The sequence below is a fragment of the Sinomonas atrocyanea genome (genome assembly GCF_001577305.1).
In the GTDB taxonomy this organism is placed as follows: Bacteria; Actinomycetota; Actinomycetes; order Actinomycetales; family Micrococcaceae; genus Sinomonas; species Sinomonas atrocyanea.
On record NZ_CP014518.1, the window covers coordinates 2,471,961 to 2,493,954 of the forward strand.

22 protein-coding genes are annotated in these 21,994 nt (G+C 73.1%); 6 read left to right on the forward strand and 16 right to left on the reverse strand.

Features of this window, described 5'->3' with window-relative positions; genetic code table 11:
- Positions 1-10: 10 nt before the first annotated feature.
- Entirely contained in the window at positions 11-826 is an 816-nt protein-coding gene (locus SA2016_RS11355) for a DUF72 domain-containing protein (protein ID WP_066502383.1), read from the forward strand.
- On the opposite strand, the gene SA2016_RS11360 is transcribed toward SA2016_RS11355, so the two are convergent.
- On the reverse strand, positions 823-1,818 hold the full coding sequence (locus SA2016_RS11360) for an IS481 family transposase (RefSeq protein WP_066498115.1): 996 nt from the start codon (positions 1,816-1,818) through the stop codon (positions 823-825). The two genes, SA2016_RS11355 and SA2016_RS11360, sit on opposite strands and share 4 nt — an antisense overlap.
- Positions 1,819-1,966: 148 nt before the next feature.
- On the opposite strand from SA2016_RS11360, the gene SA2016_RS11365 reads away from it, so the two are divergent.
- On the forward strand, positions 1,967-2,470 hold the full coding sequence (locus tag SA2016_RS11365; RefSeq protein ID WP_066498117.1) for a DUF2004 domain-containing protein: 504 nt from the start codon (positions 1,967-1,969) through the stop codon (positions 2,468-2,470).
- 63 nt (positions 2,471-2,533) lie between these two features.
- Here SA2016_RS11365 and metE read toward each other — a convergent pair whose 3' ends face one another.
- From metE to SA2016_RS11410, 9 genes are all read right to left on the reverse strand, one after another.
- Entirely contained in the window at positions 2,534-4,942 is a 2,409-nt protein-coding gene (gene metE / locus SA2016_RS11370) for a 5-methyltetrahydropteroyltriglutamate--homocysteine S-methyltransferase (RefSeq protein WP_066498119.1), read from the reverse strand.
- A gap of 31 nt (positions 4,943-4,973) precedes the next feature.
- Positions 4,974-5,927, reverse strand: coding sequence for a methylenetetrahydrofolate reductase (locus tag SA2016_RS11375; RefSeq protein ID WP_066498121.1), 954 nt, complete (start codon positions 5,925-5,927; stop codon positions 4,974-4,976).
- A 305-nt stretch (positions 5,928-6,232) separates the two neighbouring features.
- A complete protein-coding gene (locus SA2016_RS11380; RefSeq protein ID WP_066498122.1) occupies positions 6,233-7,063 on the reverse strand; it encodes a hypothetical protein in 831 nt (276 codons plus the stop codon).
- The gene (locus tag SA2016_RS11385) at positions 7,060-8,055 is read right to left on the reverse strand and encodes a vWA domain-containing protein (RefSeq protein ID WP_066498127.1); all 996 of its coding nucleotides are present in this window, start codon (positions 8,053-8,055) and stop codon (positions 7,060-7,062) included. Before SA2016_RS11385 ends, SA2016_RS11380 begins: the two co-directional genes overlap by 4 nt.
- The gene (locus SA2016_RS11390) at positions 8,052-9,032 is read right to left on the reverse strand and encodes a vWA domain-containing protein (RefSeq protein ID WP_066498128.1); all 981 of its coding nucleotides are present in this window, start codon (positions 9,030-9,032) and stop codon (positions 8,052-8,054) included. Before SA2016_RS11390 ends, SA2016_RS11385 begins: the two co-directional genes overlap by 4 nt.
- On the reverse strand, positions 9,023-9,490 hold the full coding sequence (locus SA2016_RS11395) for a hypothetical protein (RefSeq protein ID WP_066498129.1): 468 nt from the start codon (positions 9,488-9,490) through the stop codon (positions 9,023-9,025). Before SA2016_RS11395 ends, SA2016_RS11390 begins: the two co-directional genes overlap by 10 nt.
- Positions 9,480-10,364: a DUF58 domain-containing protein gene (locus SA2016_RS11400; protein WP_229710990.1), complete on the reverse strand. Its 885-nt coding sequence runs from the start codon at positions 10,362-10,364 to the stop codon at positions 9,480-9,482. The genes SA2016_RS11395 and SA2016_RS11400 overlap by 11 nt, the downstream gene beginning before the upstream one ends.
- A gap of 7 nt (positions 10,365-10,371) precedes the next feature.
- The gene (locus SA2016_RS11405) at positions 10,372-11,391 is read right to left on the reverse strand and encodes an AAA family ATPase (protein WP_066498133.1); all 1,020 of its coding nucleotides are present in this window, start codon (positions 11,389-11,391) and stop codon (positions 10,372-10,374) included.
- Positions 11,392-11,451: 60 nt separating this feature from the next.
- Complete coding sequence (locus tag SA2016_RS11410; protein WP_066498135.1) at positions 11,452-12,660, reverse strand: ROK family transcriptional regulator; 1,209 nt, start codon at positions 12,658-12,660, stop codon at positions 11,452-11,454.
- 257 nt (positions 12,661-12,917) lie between these two features.
- Between SA2016_RS11410 and SA2016_RS11415 the strand changes: the two genes are divergently transcribed.
- Positions 12,918-13,976, forward strand: coding sequence for a sodium:calcium antiporter (locus SA2016_RS11415; protein WP_066498137.1), 1,059 nt, complete (start codon positions 12,918-12,920; stop codon positions 13,974-13,976).
- A gap of 28 nt (positions 13,977-14,004) precedes the next feature.
- Here the strand turns inward: SA2016_RS11415 and SA2016_RS11420 are convergent, their stop codons facing one another.
- Genes SA2016_RS11420 through SA2016_RS11430 form a run of 3 tightly spaced genes read right to left on the reverse strand, consistent with a single transcriptional unit; the run spans position 14,005 to position 17,273 of the window.
- Positions 14,005-14,613: an SOUL family heme-binding protein gene (locus tag SA2016_RS11420; protein ID WP_066498139.1), complete on the reverse strand. Its 609-nt coding sequence runs from the start codon at positions 14,611-14,613 to the stop codon at positions 14,005-14,007.
- Positions 14,614-14,657: 44 nt separating this feature from the next.
- Positions 14,658-15,845 (reverse strand): class I SAM-dependent methyltransferase, encoded by a 1,188-nt coding sequence (locus SA2016_RS11425; RefSeq protein WP_066498140.1) that lies wholly within the window; start codon positions 15,843-15,845, stop codon positions 14,658-14,660.
- A 9-nt stretch (positions 15,846-15,854) separates the two neighbouring features.
- On the reverse strand, positions 15,855-17,273 hold the full coding sequence (locus tag SA2016_RS11430; RefSeq protein ID WP_066498141.1) for a phytoene desaturase family protein: 1,419 nt from the start codon (positions 17,271-17,273) through the stop codon (positions 15,855-15,857).
- Positions 17,274-17,379: 106 nt separating this feature from the next.
- Here SA2016_RS11430 and SA2016_RS11435 point away from each other — a divergent pair, with 106 nt between their 5' ends.
- Positions 17,380-19,104, forward strand: coding sequence for a SulP family inorganic anion transporter (locus SA2016_RS11435; protein WP_244932803.1), 1,725 nt, complete (start codon positions 17,380-17,382; stop codon positions 19,102-19,104).
- 7 nt (positions 19,105-19,111) lie between these two features.
- On the opposite strand, the gene SA2016_RS11440 is transcribed toward SA2016_RS11435, so the two are convergent.
- Positions 19,112-19,780 (reverse strand): alpha/beta hydrolase family protein, encoded by a 669-nt coding sequence (locus SA2016_RS11440; RefSeq protein ID WP_066498144.1) that lies wholly within the window; start codon positions 19,778-19,780, stop codon positions 19,112-19,114.
- Between the two features lie 18 nt (positions 19,781-19,798).
- Between SA2016_RS11440 and SA2016_RS11445 the strand changes: the two genes are divergently transcribed.
- Positions 19,799-20,380, forward strand: coding sequence for a DUF2249 domain-containing protein (locus SA2016_RS11445; RefSeq protein WP_066502386.1), 582 nt, complete (start codon positions 19,799-19,801; stop codon positions 20,378-20,380).
- 53 nt (positions 20,381-20,433) lie between these two features.
- Here the strand turns inward: SA2016_RS11445 and SA2016_RS11450 are convergent, their stop codons facing one another.
- Both SA2016_RS11450 and SA2016_RS21455 read right to left on the reverse strand, forming a co-directional pair.
- Positions 20,434-20,850 (reverse strand): winged helix DNA-binding protein, encoded by a 417-nt coding sequence (locus SA2016_RS11450; RefSeq protein WP_066498146.1) that lies wholly within the window; start codon positions 20,848-20,850, stop codon positions 20,434-20,436.
- Between the two features lie 73 nt (positions 20,851-20,923).
- The gene (locus SA2016_RS21455; RefSeq protein ID WP_157089128.1) at positions 20,924-21,067 is read right to left on the reverse strand and encodes a hypothetical protein; all 144 of its coding nucleotides are present in this window, start codon (positions 21,065-21,067) and stop codon (positions 20,924-20,926) included.
- A 317-nt stretch (positions 21,068-21,384) separates the two neighbouring features.
- Between SA2016_RS21455 and SA2016_RS11455 the strand changes: the two genes are divergently transcribed.
- On the forward strand, positions 21,385-21,990 hold the full coding sequence (locus SA2016_RS11455; RefSeq protein WP_066502388.1) for an acetate uptake transporter: 606 nt from the start codon (positions 21,385-21,387) through the stop codon (positions 21,988-21,990).
- Positions 21,991-21,994 lie beyond the last annotated feature (4 nt).

Sequence of the window (21,994 nt, forward strand, 5' to 3'; positions counted from 1 at the left end):
CGTGTCCGGCATGGCCCGCGCATTCATCGGCACCTCCGGCTGGCGCTACGCCAGCTGGCGCGGTGACTTCTACCCGCAGGGGCTGCGGCAGGCGGACGAGCTCGCCTACCTCGCCCAGCGCATGACCTCCGCCGAGCTCAACGGTTCGTTCTACTCCCTCCAGCGACCCTCCTCCTACGAAGCGTGGAAGGCCGCCGTCCCCGAGGGGTTCGTCTTCGCGGTCAAGGGCAGCCGCTACATCACCCACATGCTGCAGCTGCGCGGCATCGAGACGGCGCTGGCGAACTTCCTCGCCTCCGGTGTCCTCGCCCTCGGCGACACCCTCGGCCCCGTCCTGTGGCAGCTTCCGGCACGGATGGCGTTCGACGCCGGTCGGCTGGCCGAGTTCTTCGACCTCCTTCCGCGCACCACGGCCGACGCCGCGGCCCTCGCCGCGCGGCACGACGCCAAGGTCCCCGACGACAGGGCCCTGGTCAGCGCGGCGGCGGACCATCCGATCCTGCACGCTGTCGAGCCCCGGCATGCGAGCTTCGCCACCGGCCAGGCGCGGGAGCTCTTCGCACGGGAGGGCATCTGCATGGTCACCTCCGACAGCGCCGGGACCTGGCCGGAGGTCGATGCGGACACGTCCGGAATCCGCTACGCGCGGCTGCACGGCGAGGCGAGGCTCTACGGGGGCGGGTACTCCGAGGCGTCGCTGGACCGCTGGGCGGAGCGCGTGCGGAGCTGGCTCGGCGCCGGGCGCGATGCGTACGTCTACTTCGACAACGACGCCGACGGGCGGGCTCCGCACGACGCGGCGGCGCTGCTCGCACGGCTCGCCTAGGTGTAGTGCCCGGGCAGGTTGTTTGAGATTCGGCTGATGGGCGGGAGCTTGCCGATGGCGGTGTGGGGCCTGTGGTGATTGTAGAAGTGGAGCCATGCCGGCAGTGCTGCTCGGCGGGCTGATTCGGTGTTGTAGTGCTTCGCGTAGGCCCAGCCGTCGGCCATGGTGCGGTGGAACCGTTCGATCTTGCCGTTGGTCTGGGGCCGGCGGGGCCGGGTGAACTTGGGCTTGACGGCGAGGTCGGCGCAGGCGTGCTTCCAGGCGTGAGACCGGTAGGCGGAGCCGTTGTCGGAGAGGACCCGCTCGACGCGGACGCCGCGGTCGGCGAACCAGGAGACGGCGCGTTGGAGGACGCCGATCGCGGTGTCGGCGCGTTCGTCGTCGTGGATCTCGGCGTAGGCGACGCGGGAGTGGTCGTCGATGACGGTGTGGACGAACGCGTGCCGCAGCAGCGGGTTGCGGTAGGCGTTGCGTTCCTTGCCCGGTGTCGAGGCCCGGTTGCGGCGTCCTTGGGCGCGGCCGACGTAGCGCCAGCCGCCGCCGTCGGGGATGTTGCCGAGCTTCTTCACGTCGACGTGGATCAGCGCCCCGGGGGTCTGGTGTTCGTAGCGGCGGGCTGGTTCGCCGGTCTTGACGTCGATGTGCGAGAGGCGGTTGAGGCGGCAGCGGGTCAGGACGGCGTGGACCGTCGAGGACGGCATGCCCAGCCGTGCGGCGATCTGGACGAGGCCGAGCCGCTTCCTGAGGCGCAGGTGGACGATCTTCTTCACCAGCGGCTGCGGGGTCCTGTTCGGGTGCGAGTGCGGGCGGGAGGAGCGGTCGGCCATGCCGTCCCTGCCGAGCTCGAGATAGCGGTGGGCCCATTTCTGCGCGGTCGGCCACGAGACGCGGAAGTAGTCCGCGGCCGCCGCAATCGACCACCCCTCCTCGACGACCTTGCGGGCGAGGCGCAGCCGTTGGCGCGGCGTCAATGCCGCGTTAGCGTGAGACAAGAGAACCTCCTGGCCAGAGCGAAGTGGTAGCAGCTCCACTCTGCCGGGAGGTTCTCCTCACGTCACGAGGACCAGATCAAACAACGTCCATGGGCACTACACCTAGGGATGCTGGCCTGCCGCGCCCGCGCGGGCTTATCGTTCTGTCATGGAGACGGCAGTGAGCCAGCACTTCGGTGAGATCGCCCTCGCGCCCGGCGGCGGGAGGGCTGTGGCCGGCAGGTTCACCCTCGACGGCGTCCCCGTCGAGCTCGACCTCAACATCACGGCCCAGGACCGGCTGGACGAGGCCGCGCTGCACAAGGTGGACTACCGGCTCCGCTTCCTCCCCGAGCTCGTCGAGTCCGTCCGGGAGCTCATCGGCCAGCAGCTCGAGGACGCGGACAGCGCCGCGGAGCAGTACCGGCGCTTCCACTGCCAAAACGTCGACGACGGCGAAGTCCGGTCCGTCTTCGGCGTGGACCGCGCCCAGGACATCACGGACGAGGTGTTCCTCAAGGCCCTCCGGCTCGCCCATGTGGGCATCTTCCCCGCCCAGCCTGAGCGGTACTTCGTGCTCGACTTCACCCTCGGCGAGCACTTCACGGACGAGGTGCTCGTGGCCGCGGCGGACGCCGACGGCGTGGTCGACGACGAGGTGCTCTGGGACTGAGTCCCGCCGGACACCGCTGCGGGGCCCCTGGCATACCAGGGGCCCCGCAGTAAGCGACCTCACTCAGACGGCCGAGGACACGTCCGCGAGCGCGGCGCGGGCCACCTTCGCCGCCTCCACGAGGTTCCGCAGCGAGGCCTCGGTCTCCTCGTAGCCGCGGGTCTTGAGACCGCAGTCCGGGTTGACCCACAGCTGACGGGCGGGCACGTGCTCCACGGCACGGGCCAGCAGCTCCTCGATCTCCTGCTGGCTGGGCACCCGGGGCGAGTGGATGTCGTAGACGCCCGGGCCCACGCCGCGGCCGAACCCGTGCGCCTCGAGGTCCGTGACGACCTCCATGCGGGAGCGGGCGGCCTCGATCGAGGTCACGTCGGCGTCGAGGCCGTCGATCGCGTCGATGATGACCCCGAACTCCGAGTAGCACAGGTGGGTGTGGACCTGGGTCGCGTCCGCGGCGCCGGCCGTGGCCAGCCGGAACGCGTTCACCGACCAGTCGAGGTAGGCCGGACGGTCGGCAGCCCGCAGGGGCAGGAGCTCGCGGAGGGCGGGCTCGTCGACCTGGATGATGCCGATCCCGGCGTCCTCGAGGTCGGCGATCTCGTCGCGCAGCGCGAGGGCCACCTGGTTGGCGGTCTCGGCCAGCGGCTGGTCGTCGCGCACGAAGGACCACGCGAGGATCGTGACCGGGCCGGTGAGCATGCCCTTGACCGGCTTCTCGGTCAGGGACTGGGCGTAGGCGGCCCACGGGACCGTGATGGGCGCGGCGCTCGTGGCGTCGCCCCAGAGGATGGAGGCGCCGGCCTGCCGGGACACGTCGCCCCACAGGATCGACGGGCGCGTGCACCGCGAGCCGTAGGACTGCACCCAGCCGTGCACCGTGACGTCGAACCCGTCGAGGTGCTCGGCGAAGTACTGGACCATGTCGTTGCGCTCCGGCTCGCCGTGGACGAGGACGTCGAAGCCCAGCTCCTCCTGCAGGTCGATGACCCGGGCGATCTCGTCCTTCATGAGCCGCTCGTACTCGGCCTCGTCGATCGCGCCCTTGTTCAGGCGGGCGCGCGCACTGCGGACCTCGGCCGTCTGCGGGAAGGAGCCGATGGTCGTGGTGGGCAGCGGGGGCAGGTCGAGCACGGCCTCCTGGGCCTGGGCGCGGACACCGTACTCGGAGCGGGAGAAGTCGGCTGCCGTGAGCGCGGCCGTGCGCTCGCGGACCTCCGGCCGGCGCACGCCCGGCGCCTCGGCGCGCGTGGCGATGATCCGCGAGGACTCGGCCAGGGCCGCGTCCTGGGACCCCGGTGCGGCGAGATGGCCGGCGAGGGTCACGACTTCGCGCACCTTCTGGTCGGCGAAGGCCAGCCAGCTGCGCAGCTGCGGGTCCAGCTGGGTCTCCTCCTCCGCGTCGTGCGGGACGTGGAAGGTGGAGGTGGAGGTCGCGACGGCGACCGCGAAGCCGTGGCGGGCGCCGGCCTCGCGGAGGGCGTCGAGCGTGGCCGCGGAGGCTGCGAGGTCGTTGCGCCAGATGTTGTGGCCGTCCACGAGCCCGGCCACGACGGTCTTGCCGGCGAACTGCGCGAGGTCGGCGGGCAGCTGGCCCTTGAACAGGTCCAGGGCCACGGCCTCGGCACCCGTCGCCGCCACGGCGGCGGTCTGCTCGCCGAGGCCGCCGTACGGGGTGGAGAGGAGGATCGCGGGCCGGCCCGCCCCGACGGCCGGCGCCGTGAGGGCGGCGTAGGCGCGCTCGACGGCGGCGCCCAGCTCGGCGGCCGAGGTGCCGCCGGGCAGGTCGAGGTCGGCCACCAGGGCCGGCTCGTCGAGCTGGACCCACGGGGCGCCGGCGGCGGCGAGCTTCCCGAGGAGCTCGGCGTAGACCGGGAGGACGTCCTCGAGGCGGGACAGCGGCGCGAAGCCGGCCGGCGCGCCGTCGGACGCCTTCGACAGCGCGAGGAGGGTGACGGGCCCGACGAGGTAGGGGCGGGTGACCGTGCCGTGCGCCTTGGCGAGGGAGAACTCCTCCACGATCCGCTCCGAGGAGAGCGAGAAGACCGTCTCGGGGCCGATCTCCGGCACGAGGTAGTGGTAGTTCGTGTCGAACCACTTGGTCATCTCGAGCGGCTGCTGCTCGGCGTTCCCGCGGGCGAGCGTGAAGTAGGCGTCGAGGCCGAGGCGGCCGGCGTCGTCGTGCAGGGTCCCGAAACGGGCCGGGACGGCGCCGAGCGCCACGAGGGTGTCGAGGACCTGGTCGTAGAAGGAGAAGGTGCCGGGGACGGCGGCCTCGTCGGTGAGGCCGAGCTCGGTGAGGCGGGCCGCCGTGGCGAGCTGGAGCGCCTCGGCCGAGGCCTCGAGCTCCGCGAGGGAGCTGGCGCCGCTCCAGTAGGCCTCGACGGCCTTCTTGAGCTCGCGCCGGCGGCCGATGCGGGGGTAGCCGAGGACGGTGGCGGAGGGGAACTGGGCAGGGGTGTGCTGGGTAGCCATGGTGGAGTCCTTGGTGGTGGAGGTCAGTGGGTCAGACGGCGGCGACGCGGTGGCGCGCCGCAAGCAGCGGCCGGCTGGGCCGCGGGAGGTCGAGCCGGGCGAGGACATCGAGGGCCGCGCCGTGCTCGTTGAAGGTGTAGAGGTGCAGGCCCGGGGCGCCGGCCCCGAGCGCGGCCTCGGCGAGCCGGACGCTCGCCTCGGTGCCGATGCGGCGGACTGCTGCCGCATCGTCCCCGGCGGAGCGGAGCCTGTCGACGAGCGCGGGGTCGGGCGCGACGCCGGAGAGCTGGGCGAGCTTCTCGACGCGCCGCAGGCTCGTGAAGGGCATGATCCCCGGGATGATCGGGATCGTGACCCCCGCCCGCCGGGCGCGGTGCACGAGCGAGGCGTACTGGTCGGCGTGGAAGAAGACCTGCGTGATGGCGAAGTCCGCACCCGAGCGCTGCTTCGCCAGGAGCACCTCGATGTCGTGGACCTCGCTGGGCGATTCCGGGTGGCGGGTGGGGTAGGCCGCCACCCCGATGGCGACCTTGCCCGCAGCGAACTGCGCGCACCGGCGGCCCTCGACCCGTCGGATGAGCTCGATGAGGTCCTGGGCGTAGCGCAGCGCACCGCGCGGGAGGGCCCCGTCGCGGGGAGCGTCCCCGCGAAGGGCGAGGATTCCGCGCACGCCGCGGTCGAGGAGCTCGTTGACGACGGCGGTCAGCTCCTCGGGCGTCCCGCCGACACAGGTGAGGTGCGCGAGCGGGCGCAGCGTGGTCTCGAGCTGGAGGCGGTCCACGAGCTCGAGGGCCGTGTCGTGGTTGGACCCGCTCGCCCCGTAGGTGACGGAGACATAGTCCGGATCGGTGGCCTCGAGCTCGCGGATGGTGGTCCACAGAGTCTGCGAGGCGGCCGCGCTCCGCGGGGGGAACAGCTCGTAGGAGAGGGCGATGGGCGCCGGCGCGGCCGCGCCGGGTACGTCGATGAAGGTCGGTGGTGACATCTGCATCCTTGGGTGTCCGGTCTGCTCAGGCGCGCCGGGGCACGGCGCATCGCAAGAGCAGTGTTCTTCAGGGATCGCAGGGGAGGTCCACTCCTGTGGCGCCGCCGCGGCTGGCGCTGCTGACCAGGACTGGTCCCTGCGGCAAATGTCAGGCCCACACGGGGGCACCCACATCCCCGCTGAGGGGGATCGCTGACACGTTGCACGAGCAACTTGCCTACGAGCCTAGAAAGGCAGGAGCGGGTCCATCAAGCCCCCGCCCGAATGTGTCCTGCAGTGACGGAATGTGACCGAAGGCCGTCCGGCTACCAGGGCCTGTCGACGGGGGCGGTCGGCGGGGAGTCGAGGTAGTCGTCGCGCTGCTGTCCGTCCGAGCGTTCCTGCTGGCCGGCCTGGGACTTGCGCTCGAGGTCGCGCAGGCGCTGGTCCTGGGGCGTGCCGCCCTGCCCCGGCGGGGGCGCGGCCGAGGGCGAGGGGGCGGGGCCCTGCTGCCCGGACTGGTCCTGCTGTCCTGGCTGGCCCTGCTGTCCCGAGGGGTCGGGGCTGCCCTGCTTGGTCTGCAGCCGGTCCTTGGCCTCGTCGAGCCTCTGGCCCTGCTGCTGCTGGTTCTGGGGGCTGTTCTGCTGGAAGCACCCCTGCGGCGCAGCCTCGGCCACCGCTTCCCCGTCGCGGTAGAGCGCCCCCGCCTTCGGGGCGTCGCCCGCCTCCCGCGCCGCGTCGCCGAGCTTCTCGATCGTGAGCACGAGGTTGACCCGCACGGTGCACTCGTCGTCGGGTCCGGTCCGGCGCAGTGCCTCCTCGAACTCGGCGCGTGCCCGCGGCCAGTCCCCCGCCAGGACCGCGGCGTCGCCCGCAGCGAAGTGGGACTTGTGCGTCTCGACGAGGTCCAGGAAGCCCATGCCCGCCGCAGCCGAGGCGACGCCGCCGGCATCCTTGCCGTCGAAGGCCACGATGGCCCCTTGGGCGAAGGCGCTCATGCCCACCAGCTTCGCCGCTGCCAGCAGGAAGGCCAGGACGAACGGCAGCCCGCCCAGCAGCAGCCTCGACCGGCGCCGCAGCCGCGCGGTGCGCTCGTCTGCGCTCTCCTCGGCGGGCCCGGGGCCAGCCGTGGGCCGGCGTCCTAGCAGCGCCGTCATCCTGGCCTCCGGACCGGCAGGATCTCCAGCAGGGCGCGGCCCGAACGCACGAGCTCCGCGAGGGTGAGCCCGAAGGCGGCCAGGGCGAAGACCCAGTACAGCTCGAACCGGCCGAACAGGCCGGACTCTGCCGTGGGCCGCAGGGTTCCCGGCTGCGCCTGGACGAGGGCGGCGTCCACGGCGTCGCCTGGTCCGCGGTGCACGTAGGGGACGCCGAGCTGGCCCGCGAGCCCGCGCAGGGCGTCCTCGTCGATCCGGCTCACGGCGTCGGCGCCGGTGGACGGGTCGAGCAGGTAGGGCTGCTCGCCCTTGGCGTCCGGGGCGTTCTCCCGCATGCGGCCGCCGGAGGCCGTGCCGTATCCGAGCACCGCTCCCCCGCTGACGAGCCCTCGGTCGATCCCCAGCGGCGCCGGTGCGGTCGCGCTCGTCTGCTCGCCGTCGCCGAGGTAGAAGACCACGCGCTGGCGCTCCGGGGCACCGTGGGCCGACGCCTCGAGCCGCTGCCTCAGGGCGTCCGCTCCGGCGGTGATGCTCGAGCCCTGCGAGTACACGTAGTAGGCGGGACGCAGGGTCTCGGCGGTCGCCTCGAGCGCGGAGGTGTCCGCACTGAGGGGCATCCTGACGCTGCCCCTGGTGTCGAACGTGATGACGGCGAACTTGGCCCCGCCGAGCCGCTCGGCGATGGCCTCCATGTCCGCGCGCATGCCGTCGAGGCGGGGTCGGCCGCCATAGTCCTCGGCGGTCGAGCTCGTGGTGAGGTCGACGACGAAGAACACGTTCACGTCGCTCGCGGCGCCCTGCGCCTCGGCGCCGGGGATGCCGGGCCGCCACACGGCCGCGACGAGGCACAGCGCCAGCAGGCCCCGGAGGATCCAGGGCGTGCGCGGCCGCCCCGCCGCCACGGCGCGCCACGCGGCCCAGCCCACCCCGCCGAGCATCAGGGCGCTGGCCGCGAGAGCGGCCCACCAGGGGATCACGGGCAGCACGGTCATGTCCGTACCCTCCACAGGCCCAGCGCGAGCACCAGGGCCGCCGCCAGGGCGATCACCAGGGGAACCTCCGGCGTGTCCGCGACGAGACCGCGGGCCGCGGCCTTGGTTGCGGTCGCCTCGCTCGCCTGGATCTGGGCGATGATGCTGCGGGCCGCGGTGGTGCTCCGCAGCGGGAAGTAGGTCCCGCCGGTCGACTCCGCCGCCGTGCGCAGGCCGACGGCCTCTTCGGTGGCGGTGGCACCGCCGAAGTCGGCGGGGTTGAGGGCGTAGACCTTGACCTGGTTCGATCTCGCGAGGTCGGCGGCCTGCTGCAGCGTGAAGATCGGCCGGCCGGCGAGGTAGTTGTCCGTCGAGAGGATGACGGACCGCGAGCGCTGCTCCGTGCCGAGCCGCGGGAAGTTCGTCACGCACGCGGCCAGCCCGTCGCCGATCAGGGACGTGCCGCGCCCCTGGGACGTCCCCTCGAAGAAGGACGGGTCGCCGCCGCGCTGGTCGAAGGCGGACTGCGCCCGGCCCAGCTGCTCCTCGATGTAGGAGTAGTCGTCGGTGAGGGGGAAGACCTGCACCCCGCTGCCGTCGAAGATGGTCAGGCCGATCCGCTCGCCCTGGAAGTCCCGCACCATGGAGGCCAAGACATCCACGATCGCCGAGTCGGCGCGGCTCATCGACCCGGAGGTGTCCAGGCACAGGATGATGTCACGGCTGCGCTGCTCGGGGCGCTGGGACGAGGCGAGGATGGGCCGGGCGGCCGCGACGAGGAGCGCGCCGGCGAGCACGAGCGCAGCGCCGACCACGACAGCGAGCCAGATCCGCTGCCGGCGTACCAGTCGCTGGTAGCTCGGCAGGGAGGCGAGGCGATCGCCGTGGGCGACCAGCACGGCGTCGTCCGTGCCCTTCTTCCTCCACAGCACAAGCGCCGCGGCGCCGACCAGGGCCAGCACCCCCGGCACGAGGAGCCAGGCGTAGTTCAGGTCCATGAGTCCACCACCGTCCGGGCGGCGGCGAGAGCGGCCTCGGCGTCAGGCTCTCCCGGGGCCGAGAACTCGCCGGGGTAGAAGCGCTCGACGGCGGTGGCCACCGCCGGGACCGGCTGCCGGCGCAGTTCCTCGAGGGTCATGCGGGACGCCCTGACGCCGGTGGCCTCCTGCACGAACCCGCGCACGATCTGCGACAGCTCCTGGGCGGCCGTGCGGGAGCCGATCTCCCCCGCCTCGAGCAGCGCGGCGATCTCCTCGATCCTGCCCAGGTACACCCGGCGGAGGCCGGGCGAGGCGTGGAAGCGCGGGATGGACGCCTCTGCCACGGCCCGGGGCGGCCGGGTGCTGACCACGGCGTAGCCGACCCAGCCGACGGCGGCGGCCGCGAGCGCCAGGCCCAGGAAGAGCCAGAATCCCGAGTAGGCCAAGGGGCCGTAGAACGGTGTGTCAGCGGGCACGGCGATGCCTCTCCAGGAGCCGGAAGAGGCCCGGAAGGACCTCGTCGACGGAGCCGAGGCGGCCTTCGACGATGCCGAGACGGTTCAGGATCCGCTCGCGGCGCTCGGTGCGCTCGGCCATGAGGCGCCCGTAGTCGCGCACCACCTCCTCCTCGGCTGCGAGCCGGCCCAGCAGCGGTGCCCCGCCGTCGACGTCGTAGCTGCGCCGGGGCGCGGCGGCGCCGACGAGCTCGGCGTCCAGGACCGTGATCCACAGGATCTCGTGCTGGACAGCGAGACGCGTCAGGAGCGCCTCGTCCTCCTCGTCCAGCGCTGCCTCGTCGGCGACGATGACGAGCAGGCCGCGACGCCGGACGGTCCGGGCCACGTGGGCGAGCTGGGCGGTGAGGTCGCTGCGGGCAGCAGAGGCGCCGGCGGAGGACTCGAGGCGGCGCAGGATCTGCTCGAGGTGGGCCTGGCCCGTGCGGGACGGGTGCGCGGCGGTGGCCGCGGAGTCCCCGGCGACGAGGGCCAGCTGGTCGCCGTGGCGGTGCGCCAGGTAGCCCATGACGCCGAGCGCCATGAGCATGATCTCGCGCTTGGGGTCCCCGCTCCGGGACACCGCGGCCATGCCCCGCCCGGTGTCGGCCACGAGGATGACCGTCTGCTTGCGGACGGCCGCGTAGCGCCGCACGAGGGGCGACCCGAGGCGGGCGGAGGCCTTCCAGTCGATGTCGCGGATCTCGTCGCCGGGGGTGTAGGCGCGCAGGTCGTCGAAGTCGAGGCTGCGGCCGCGGGACACCGCGCCGTACTCGCCGTCGAGCATCGTCCGCGCCCGGCGGTGGGCGAAGATGAACATCTTCGAGGCGACCCTCGCCACGAGGCTGGTCTGCACGGTGCGCCTAGGGGGTCTGCACGGCCGCGACCAGCGCGTCCACGACCGTCTCGACGGGCACCTGGTCCGCGGCGGCCTCGAAGCCCAGGATGACCCGGTGGCGCAGCACCCGGTGCGCGAGCGACTTGACGTCCTCGGGGACCACGTAGTCGCGCCCGGACAGGAGGGCCGCCGCCCTGGCTGCGGCGGCGAACGCGATGGACGCGCGCGGGCTCGCGCCGAATTCGATGTAGCCTGCCAGCCGCGGATCGATGTACTGCTCCGCGTGCCGTGTCACGTAGGTCAGCCCGACGATGTAGCGCACGATCGCCGGGTCGAGGTAGACCCGGCGGGCCGCGGCCTGGAGCCCCCTGATCTGGTCGAGGCCGGCCGCCGGTCCGGCGGAGGCATCATCGGCGTAGACCCCCCGGTCGATCCGGTGCAGGACCTCGGCCTCCTCCTCGGGCGTCGGGTAGTCGAGCACGTCCTTGAGCATGAACCGGTCCATCTGCGCCTCAGGCAGCTGGTAGGTGCCCTCCTGCTCGATCGGGTTCTGGGTCGCGAGCACGAGGAACGGCTCGGGCAGACGGTGGACCTCCCCGCCGATGCTGGTCTGGCGTTCCTGCATCGCCTCGAGCATGGCGCTCTGCGTCTTGGCGCTGGAGCGGTTGATCTCGTCGAGGAGCACGATGTTGGCGTGCACGGGGCCGAGCTGGGTCGTGAAGCTCGCATCGCGCGCGTCGTAGACCTGCGTGCCCACGATGTCGCTCGGCAGGAGGTCCGGCGTGCACTGGATGCGCCGGAAGGAGCCGCGGATCGAGTCCGCGAGCGTGGAGGCCGCGGTGGTCTTGGCGAGCCCGGGGACCGACTCGAGCAGGACGTGGCCGCCGGTGAGGAGGCCGATCAGCAGCGTCTGCCGCAGCCGGTCCTGGCCCACGACCTTCGATTCGAACTGCCGGGAGACTGCCGCGATGACGCGCGCCGCCTCGTCGAGTTCGCCGGCCGTCAGCGGCGGCGCCGGCGATCCCGTGTCGACGTGCTGGAGCATGGCGTCCCCCTCCTGTGCTCGCACCGCCCGGGCGCGTGCGCCGGCGGCTTGGTGCCCATGCTACCCGCCGAGCAGGAGCCGTTCTGCCCTCGGGGCGAGCGCGCGCTCGAGCACGAGGCACGCGGCCCCGACGGCCCCGACGTCGTCGCCCAGCACGGTCCCGGCGATCTCGACCCGGTGGATGCCGCGCGCGGCGAGGAGGTCGTTGACCATGTCGGGCAGCACGGCGAGGCAGAAGTCGGCCACCGGCGCCCAGAAGGGTCCTCCCAGGACGAGCCGGTCGACGTCGAGGAGGTTGCCGACCACGGCGGCCGCCCAGGCGAGCTTCCGCGCGGCCGCGCCGAGGATCGCGACGGCGCGCTCGTCGCCCTCCCCGACCAGTCGGCTCAGGTGCGCGAAGGCCTCCTGGAAGTCCCCGGCCGTGGGCTCCTCGCCGAGCGGCGAGAGAACGCCGGCCTGGATGGCCTCGCCGACGAGCCGCACGGGCTCGAGGACGGTGGCGATGGTCCCGCGCATCCCGCACCGGTCGAAGCATTCCGGACCGTCCGGGTCGACGATGATGTGCCCGATCTCGCCGACGTTGCCCGAGCTGCCCCGGTAGACCTCGCCGCCCAGGACGAGGCCGCAGCCGAGTCCGGTGCCCAGGTAGAAGAGGGCGAAGCTGTCCGCCCCGCCGGGAGCCCCGGCCCAGGTTTCCGCGACGGCGGCACCGGTGACGTCCTTGTCCATGGTGGTCGGCAGGCCCGTGGCCTCCTCGACCATCGCCCGCAGCGGGACGTCGACCCAGCCGCGCAGCAGCGGCGGTCCGACCACGGCGCCGCGGTCCAGGTCGATGGGTCCCGGGGCGGCCACACCGACGCCGGCCACGAGTTCGCGGGGGATCCCGGAGCGATCCAGGAGCCCCTCGATGGAGTCCGCGATGGCCGCGACGACCTCGTCGGGCTCCTGGCTGCGGGGGGTCACGAACATCTCCTTCACCACGATCTGGCCGACCAGGTCGAGGAGCACCACCGTGACGAGGCTCGGATCGAGGTGGACCCCGAGCGCGTACATGCCCTGCGGATTGAGCCGGAGGATGGTGCGCGGCTTGCCCGGCCCCGAGCCTTCCTTCCCGGCCTCGACGATGAGCTTCTGGTCCAGCAGGCGGCGCGAGATGTTGGAGATGGTCTGGGGCGACAGGCCCACGATCTGTGCGAGCTCGACGCGGCTGAGTCCCGACTCGGACCGGCGGATGGCGTCGAGGATGACGGTGAGGTTGAAGTCGCCCATGCGAGGCAGGTTGGTGCCACGTCGGGCGGCTGACTGGCGGGGCTCCGTCACTGGGTCCTCTCGGCAGAATCGCGGACGCGCTACTTCGGAGTACGTTACCGCGAAGGCAATTCTCCCACCGTCCGCGTGCCGCACCGCACTTCGGCCCAGCATTTGCACAAACGCAATTGTTTGCATGGCGCAAGCGGCGGGAAGGAGCGCACCAGCCGGCCGGGTGCGCCCCTGCTCCTGGCCGCGGAGTGATCGGAGGATTGCGGATGTCGTCTTGGCCGTTGTGGGCACTGCTGCTGCTCTTCGCTGTCGCCGCCGCGGTGATATGGGTCGCGGGCATCCAGCTCTCGAAGCAGACCGACGTCCTCGATGCGCGGCTGCACCTGGGCTCGGCGCTGGGCGGCCTGATCCTGCTCGCGGTCGCCACCAACCTGCCCGAGATCGCGATCACCGTGAGTGCGGCCCTCTCAGGCAATCTGGGCGTCGCCGTGGGCAACATCCTGGGAGGCATCGCGGTCCAGACCGTGGTCCTAGTGGCCCTGGACGCGATCGGCACCCGGAAGGGGGAACCGCTGATGTACCGCGCGTCCTCGCTGACGCTCGTGATCGAGGCGGTCACCGTCGTCGGGGTCCTGGGCGTCGTCGTGGCCGGCAGCCAGATGCCCTCGAGCCTCGTCGCCTTCCGCCTGACCCCTGCCGCCGTCCTGATCGCCGCCGTGTGGATCGTGGGCCTCCTCGCCGTCCAGCGCAGCCAGAAGGGCCTGCCCTGGCACGAGCAGGGCAATGCCCCCGGCTCCCAGTCCAAGCCCCAGGGACACAGCAAGGACTCCGGAGACGGCAGCAAGAAGGTCAGCACAGGCCGCGCGGCGCTGATCTTCTCCGTGGCAGCGATCGCCACCCTCGGCGCCGGCGTCGCGCTCGAACGCAGCGGGGACGCGATCGCCGGGCACATCGGCCTCTCCGGAGTCCTCTTCGGCGCCACCATCCTGGCGCTGGCGACCTCCCTGCCCGAGATCTCCACGGGCCTGGCCTCGGTCAAGCAGGGCGACTACCGGCTCGCGGTCAGCGACATCTTCGGCGGCAATGCCTTCCTGCCCGTCCTCTTCCTCGTCGCAGTGCTCATCTCGGGCCAGCCGGTGCTGCCCCAGGCGCACAACACCGACATCTACCTCACCGCGCTGGCGATACTGCTGACCCTCGTCTACGTCATGAGCCTGATCTTCCGACCCAAGCGCCGCATCGCGGGCATGGGCGTCGACTCGTTCATCGTGCTGGTCCTCTACCTGCTCGGCGTCGCGGGGCTCTTCGCCGTCGCCTCGGGGTAGGGCAGGTCCGGCACTCCTGCCGCCGCGGCTAGGGCCGCGCCACGTCCTGCACCACCTCGTTGCGGCGCAGGAAGAAGGGCTTGAAGGGCGGGTCGAAGCGGGCGAACCGGGGCGGCCCCGAGGGCTCGAGGCCGGCCGCGGCCATCGCGTCCCGCAGCTCCCGGCTGCGCTTGGCGAATGCCTCGCCGGAGCCGCGGCCGGAGAAGCGCAGCACGGCCGCCGTCGAACCCGGCACAGTGCGGATCCGCACCCGCGGATCGGCGGGCACCGGAGCCGACTCCTCGGTCATGCCGGCAGGGAGCACGAACGCCACCGCGTAGGCGCCCTCCCCCGCGGCGGCGCCGCCGGCACGGCTGGCATCCAGCGGCCCGCTCTGGAGCACGGGGGCGGTCATCGTCACCTTCTGGGACGGGGGCCGCCCCGGCGCCGCCCCCTGCACCACGGGTGCGGTCATGGCCAGCGACTGCCGGGCCGTGTTGTTCCCGCTGATGTAGTTGAAGAGGTGGCGGAAGGCGGCGTTGCCCGCCCGGTCGAAGGACGCGTCCACCTCCACCTCTGCCACGGTGTGGGCGGGGTAGCGCCGCAGCTCGAAGTCTGCGTAGCGCCGGAGGAGCTCGTAGGGCTGCTGTTCGGTCATGGTCCCTCCGACGGTACGCCGGGCGGCGGAGCACGAGAAGGGCCCTAGGCCCGCGGGTCCGTGGCGCGGACGTCCCGGGGGCGGTCCCGGCGCACCGAACGCGTCACGGTGAACTTCCGGTCGCGCCCTGCCACCTCGGTCCTGCCCACCGCGCTCTGGAGCACGGCCCGGTAGCCGAGGTGGCTGTTCGCCACGCACCACAGCTCGCCGCCGGGGGCCAGCAGCCGCCCGGCGGCGCGGATGAGCTTGAGGCCCGCTCCCGCGTGGACGCTCGCCCCCAGGTGGAACGGCGGGTTGAGGAGCACGACGTCGGCGGAGGCCTCGGGCAGCGAGCCGCCGGCATCGTCGTGCTCCACGGCGACCCGCCCGGCGACGCCGTTCGCCTCCATAGTGGCGCGCGCCGAGCGGACCGCCGCGGCCGAGCGGTCCGTGGCCACCACGCGCGCGCCGGGATGGCGCAGCGCGTAGGCGGCGGCGAGGGCGCCGGTGCCGCATCCGAGGTCGACGGCGGAGCTCCCGGGGCCTCCGGGCATGCGGTCGAGGAATCCGAGCAGGAAGCGCGTGCCGAGGTCGAGCCGCGGACCCGCGAAGGCGCCGCCGAACGCACACAGGGTCAGGCCCACGTCGTCGTGCGCCGTGCACACCGGGAACGGCGCCCGCTCCGGGACGGGGCGCGGGCGGGCCGCGGTCAGCAGCCGCGACTTCTGCACCGCGAGCCCGGCGCCGACCTCCGTGAAGCGGGAGCCGAGGACGGCATTCATGGCCAGCGTCATGTGCTTGACGCGCCCGCCGGCGACGAGCACGACGTCGCCGGCCGCCCAGCGGGCGACCGCGTCGGCGAGCTCCTCGAGCTCCGCGAGGCCGCGCGGGAGCTGCGCGAGGACCAGCCGGACACCGGAGAGCAGGCCGGCGTCCAGCTCGTGGGCCTCGTAGGTGCCCGCGAGGCCGAGGGCCGCGGCGTTGCCCGCGAGCGCCGCCCGGCCGGTCACGAGGTCCTGGTGGACCCGGACTCCGGTGAGTCCGGCGGCGGCGAGCTGGAGCGTCACCGCGCCGTAGGCGTCGCCGATCACCGCGATCTCCCGCCCCGCCAGTCCGCGCGCCGCCGCCTGGTCGATGCCGCGGGCACCGAGGAGCCTGTCGGTCGCGTCGAAGGCCAACAGGTTCGGCGCCTCGACATCGGGGTGGCGTCGGAGCTCGTCGAAGGGGAAGTCTGGCCTGCGTGGGTCGTGCACCCGTCCACCCTAGCGGCGCGCCAGCCACCCCAGTGCGGCCTGCGCGGCCCGGTATCCGGACATCCCGTGGCTCCCCGGTCCGGGCGGGGTCGCCGCGGAGCAGAGGTACACGCCCGGGACCCCGGTCGCGTAGGGGTTGACGGCCAGGCGGGGGCGTGCCAGGAGCTGGAGCCCGGAGGTGGCACCCGTGCCGATGTCGCCGCCCACGTAGTTGGCGTTGTGCGCCTCGAGGGCCGCCGGTCCCCGGACGGCGGTCGCCCGGATTCTGGCCCTGAAGCCGGGGGCGAACCGCTCGATCTGGGCCGTGAGCGCCTCGGTCGCATCCCCCGGGTAGCCGTGCGGGACGTGGGCGTAGGCCCAGATGGGGTTGATGCCCTCCCGCGACCGTGAGGGGTCGGCGAGGTACTGCTGGCCCACGAGGACGAACGGCCGTGCCGGCATCCGGCCTCGGGCCACGTCCGCCTCGGCCGCGGCGATCTCCTCGAGCGTGCCGCCGAGGTGCACGGTGCCGGCGCGGCGGGACTGCTCTGCCTGCCAGGGGATGTCCCCCTCGATCGCGAAGTCGACCTTGAAGGCGGCGGGGCCGTGGCGGTAGCGGGCGTAGGCCGCTGCTGTGCTCGCGGGGAGGCGCCGGGCGAGGAGCCGGGCGGCGGCACCGGGGGCGAGGTCCAGCAGGACGAGGTCCGCGCCGTCGAGCTCCCGGGCCGAGGTGACGGGGGCGGCGGTCTCGATGGTCCCCCCGAGGTCCGCGAGCCGGGCTGCGAGCGCGGCGGCGATGGTCCCCGATCCGCCCGCGGCGACCGGCCACCCGACCGCGTGCGCGGACGCGGCCAGGACCAGTCCCACGGAGGTGGTCAGGGGCGTGTGGAGGGGGGCGAACGCATGCGCGGCGATGCCGGCGAATAGGGCCCTCGCCTCCTGGCCCCGCCACCGGCGAGCCGTGACCGTCGCCGGGAGGACGGCGTCGGCCCCGAAGCGGGCGAGGGCCAGGGGGTGCCGGGGCACATGGAGCAGCGGGCCGAGGAACTCGCCGGCGATGGTGCCGAAATCGCGGGCGGCGCGGCCCACGAGCGCGTCCCACGCCGGGCCGTCCGCACCGAGTCCCGCCGTGGTGCGGGCCAGGTCCTGCCACAGGACCGCCTCCCGGCCGCCGTCGAGGGGATGCGAGAGCTGGACCTCGGGCCACAGCCAGCGCAGGCCGTGCTCCTCGAGCCCCAGCCCGGTCAGGAACGGCGACGCGGCGGCGAGGGGGTGGAATGCCGAGCAGTCGTCGGCGACCACCCCCGGCAGCGTCGGCTCGGACGAGCGGCATCCTCCACCGATCTCCGCCTGGGCCTCGAGCACCCGGACCCGGACGCCGTGGGCCGCCAGGTGCACGGCCGCAGAGAGGCCGTTGGGTCCGCTGCCGACGACGATGGCTGTGCTCACCCTCCCATCCTGCCACCGGCACTGGCGGCGGGGAGGGGCTGCGCCGCATCATCCCAGCATGGGCGTGGGCCGGAGGCAGACACGCGGCACGGAGGCTGGTGGCCGCGTGCTGCGCTGGATCCCCCTCGCGCCCTGGCTGCGGCACTATGAGCCGCGGTGGCTGCGCGACGACGCCGTGGCCGGAGCGGGGCTGTTCGCGCTCCTCATTCCGGCCGGGATGGCGTACGCGCAGGCCGCGGGGCTCCCGCCGGTCACGGGCCTCTATGCGACCGTGGTCCCGATGGCCGTCTACGCCCTCGTCGGGCCGAGCAGGGTCCTCGTGCTGGGGCCCGACTCCGCGCTCGCGCCCCTCATCGCGGCCTCCGTCCTGCCGCTCGCGGCGGGCAGCGCCGAGCGCGCCGTCGCGCTCGCGGGCCTCCTCGCCCTGCTCATGGGCGCCATCATGGTGATCGGCTCGATCCTGCGGCTCGGGGTCGTGACGCAGCTGCTGTCGCGGCCGATCCGGCTCGGATACCTCAGCGGGCTCGCGCTCGTGGTCTTCGCGTCCCAGCTGGCCACGCTGCTGGGACTCCATGCCGCGGGGGCCACGCCGTGGGAGGAGCTCGCGGCGCTGGCATCGGCACTCCGTGCGGCCAACCCGGTCTCGCTCGCGGTGGGCGCGGGCTCGCTGGCGGTCATGGCTGCGGCCGGGCTGCTCGGGTGGCGGCTCGTGGGCATGCTCGCGGCCGTCGTCGGGTCGGCGCTGGCCACCTGGGTCCTCGGGCTGGGCGCCCGGACCGCGGTGGCCGGCGCCCTCCCCTCCGGGCTGCCGCCCGCGCCGCTGGGCGGCCTCGGGTGGGGCGACGCGCTGGCGCTCGTGGTGCCGGCGGCCGGAATCGCACTCATGACGTTCGCGGACTCGGGCGTGCTCTCGAAGAGCCTCGCATCACGGTACGGCGGCGATGTCTCGGGCAACCGGGAGCTCGGCGCGATCGGGCTGGCGAACGCCGCGACCGGGCTCCTCGGCGGCCTCCCGGTCTCGGCCAGCGGGTCGCGGACCCCGGTGGCGCTGGCGGCGGGGGCGCGCAGCCAGCTCGCCGGGGTCGTGGCCGCCGTCCTCGTGCTCGCCTTCATGCTCCTCGCGCCGGGCGCCACCGCGTACCTGCCGACCGCGACGCTCGCGGCCGTGGTGATCGTGGCCGTGGCCGGCCTCGTGGACGTGCCCGAGATGGTCCGGCTCGTGCGGATGAGCCGGGCGGAGGCGGCAGTCATGGCGGCCACGTTCGTGGGCGTCACGACGCTCGGTGTGCTCCCGGGCATCCTCGTGGCGATCGGGCTGGCCCTGCTCGAGTTCGTCCGGCGGGCGTTCACGCCGTACCGCGCCGAGCTCGGCCACCTCGAGGAGGTGCCCGGCTACCACGACCTCTCCCGCCACCCCGAGGGCACCCGCATCCCGGGCCTCATCCTCGCGCGGTTCGATGCGCCCCTCTTCTTCGCCAACGGCTCGGTCCTCACGGACTTCCTCCGCTCGCTCGTCGAGTCCGCCAGCAGGCCCGTCACCCATCTGGTCCTCGCCGCCGAGCCGATCACCGGGATCGACACCACGGCGCTCGAGGAGCTCATCGAGCTCGACGAGTGGCTCGCGCAGCGCGGCATCCAGCTCGTGTTCGCCGAGCTGAAGGGCCCCATGAAGGACAGGCTCGTGCGGTTCGGCACCCGGGCGAGGTTCGGCGTCGACCATTTCTACCCGACGGTGAGCGCGGCCGTGCGGGCCCTCCGCGCCGACCGGGACGACCCGGGGACGCACGACGGCGGGGAGGAGCCTCCCGTGCCGGCCCCGCCCCCTGCATGAGGTGGGGCTAGAGCGCGGCGCTGCGCACGAAGTCGGCCGTCTGCCGCGCCAACGGGGCCACGACCTCCGCAGGGCTCCGCCTGGCGCCCTTGATGGCGAAGGAGTGGTCGCCGCCCTCCTGCCAGGTGAGGGTGGCCGTGGGGAGCTTCGCCACGACGCCCTCGAGCAGGTCTGCGCCGGCGAGGGTGTCGCGGGTGCCGGAGAGGAACAGCATCGGCAGCGTGATCCCGTACAGGTGCTCGTCGCGCAGCTTCTCGGGCTTTCCGGCCGGGTGCAGGGGGTAACCGAGGAACACGAGCCCGGCGGGCTCCATGGCGCCCTCGGCCACGGCCAGGGACGCCATGCGGCCGCCGAAGGACTTCCCCGCCGCCCACACCGGTTCCCCGGCGGAGCGGCGCCGCGCCTCCTCGAGCACGGCCGCCCACACGGGGACCGCCTTCGGCGCCCGGTCGGGAAGCTTCCTGCCCGCCTCCATGTAGGCGAAGTTGAACCGTAGGGTCGCCAGACCGAGCGCGTTGAGCGCCTCGGCGTAGGCGACCATGAATGGGTGGTCCATGCCGGCCCCGGCGCCGTGCGCGATGACGACGGTGGCGTCCGCACCGTCCGGGCGTGAGTAGACGCCGGAGACGTCGGAGACGGGTGTGGGGATCGTGAGGCGCTCGCCGTGGTCAGCCATGGGACTATCCTGCCGTTCATGGACCTCGACGTCAGGCCGATCCCCAAGCCCCAGCGCAAGCGGGCGGTGTTCGCGGCGTTCGCGAACCTCGCGGTGGGCGAGTCGTTCGTGCTCGTGACGAACGTCGAACCCGGGCCGCTGCGGGCGGAGTTCGACGACGACCAGTACGGCGCCTCCTCCTGGGTGTACCTCGAGCGGGGCCCCGTGTGGCGCATCCGGGTGACGCGGACCGCCTCCACTCCCCTGCCGCGGGTGCTCACCGACACCCGCGCGCTGGCACAGGAGCACGACGCCGACGCCTCGGGGGCCGTCTTCCGGCTCACCATGGGCAACCGCGACCTCGACTCGAACGTGATCGCCCTGCCGCCCCACGGCACCATCGGCGAGCATGTCGGGCCGGACCTCGATGTGCTGCTCCACGTCATCGCCGGGGACGGCACCCTCGCCACCGAGGACGGCGAGGTGGCCCTCGCGCCCGGGGCTCTCGTGTGGCTGCCCAAGCGCTCGCGCCGCCAGTTCACCGCCGGCGCCGAGGGCCTGCGCTACCTCTCGGTGCACCAGCGCAAGCCCGGCCTCGGCCTCACCCGCCGGCCGTGGTGAGCCAGCGCCCGGGGACCTAGTCGTCGGGGGCGGTCCGGCCCCGGGGGCGCGCCTCAGACTGAGAGGTTGTCGATCATGGCCTGGAGGGCCCGGAGCGTGCGCTCGTACTCGCCGTCCTCGAGGCCACGGACCGTCTGCGCGCGCAGCCCGTGGACCGTGTCCCGCGCGCCGTGCAGCTCCATCCGGCCCAGGTCCGTGAGCCGGTAGACCCCGCCCTTCTCCGCGACGAGGCCGCCGCCGAGCAGGGGCTCGAGGTGCCGCTCGCTCGTCTCCTCCGCCCCGTCATCGAGCAGGGGCGCTATCGCCTCGTCGAGCTGGGCGACCGTGGCCTGGGTGTCGGCCAGGACATTCAGGAGCTGCCACTGGCGCCGGCTGAGCCGATGCCGCTCGAGCGCCTCGTCGAAGCGCTCCTCGAGCAGCCGGTCCAGGGTCCGCAGGAGGAAGCCGATGGGGCGCTGGGTTTCTTGCATGGCGTCGCTCCGGTGGCGCGTGGGTCTCGGTCGAGACCACTATGCGCCGCCACGGGGAGCGCGGCTAGGGACCTCAGTCCGTCTGCAGCGCCTGGCTGCGGACCTCCCGGCCGGCAGACTTGACGGTCTGGGCCAGGCTCGCGGCCGCAGTGCCCTCGCCGTTGAGCACGGCGGAGGCGAGGTCCTCGACGAGGTCGATGTACTCGGTGATCTGCACGGGACCATCGTCGCCTCCCGACGTGTACCGGCAGCCGAGGGGCCGGTGAACGCCGGATGAAGGCTTCGTGGAGACACAGCGGCGAGGACCGCCTCGTGGGCGCCATAGCCACCGGATCACGCCCGAGGGAACCACGCCGCCACGCGGAGGCTTCCAGATGAGTCTCGGGGCCCTATCGCCACAGGTGATCCGGTCGTACCCTGCGCGTGTAGGGACCGCTGGTACCCCTGCCAAGGGTCCGCGCTCACGGCGCTTCGCCCGCTCGCGCCCCGGCAGCTGTGGCAGCGCAGCAGCAACACTTGATCGGAGTGCAAGAGATGACCGCAACATCAGCTCACAGCGCGGCAACGACCCCAGTCACTGTAGGACCAGCATTCGCCGATCCGGCTGCGCTTGGCCTAGGTGCCTTTGCCATGACAACCTTCGTCCTCAGCCTTGCCAACGCGAACGTCGTCCCGACGGCGGGCTCGGCTGTGCTCGGTCTGGCCCTCTTCTACGGCGGACTCGCGCAGGTCGCGGCCGGGCTCTGGGAATTCGCCAAGGGGAACACGTTCGGCGCGACCGCGTTCTGCTCCTTTGGATTCTTCTGGGCGTCCTTCTGGTGGCTCGAGATAAACCCGGACGTCGCCAGCAAGGCCGGGTCCGCTGGCGTCGGCGCCTACCTCCTCGGCTGGACGATTTTCACCGCCTATATGACAGTCGCCGCGATCAGGACCAACGGCGTGGTCCTCGCAGTCTTCGTCATGCTGACCCTGACGTTCCTTGCCCTCACCATCGGCGCCTTCTCAGGTTCCACCATCTTCGACCGCATCGGGGGCTGGCTCGGCATCATCACCGCGATCCTGGCTTGGTACGGTTCGTTCGCGACCGTCGTCAACGCGACCTGGAAGCGATCATTGCTTCCCGTCTGGGCAGCAAGGTAGGCAG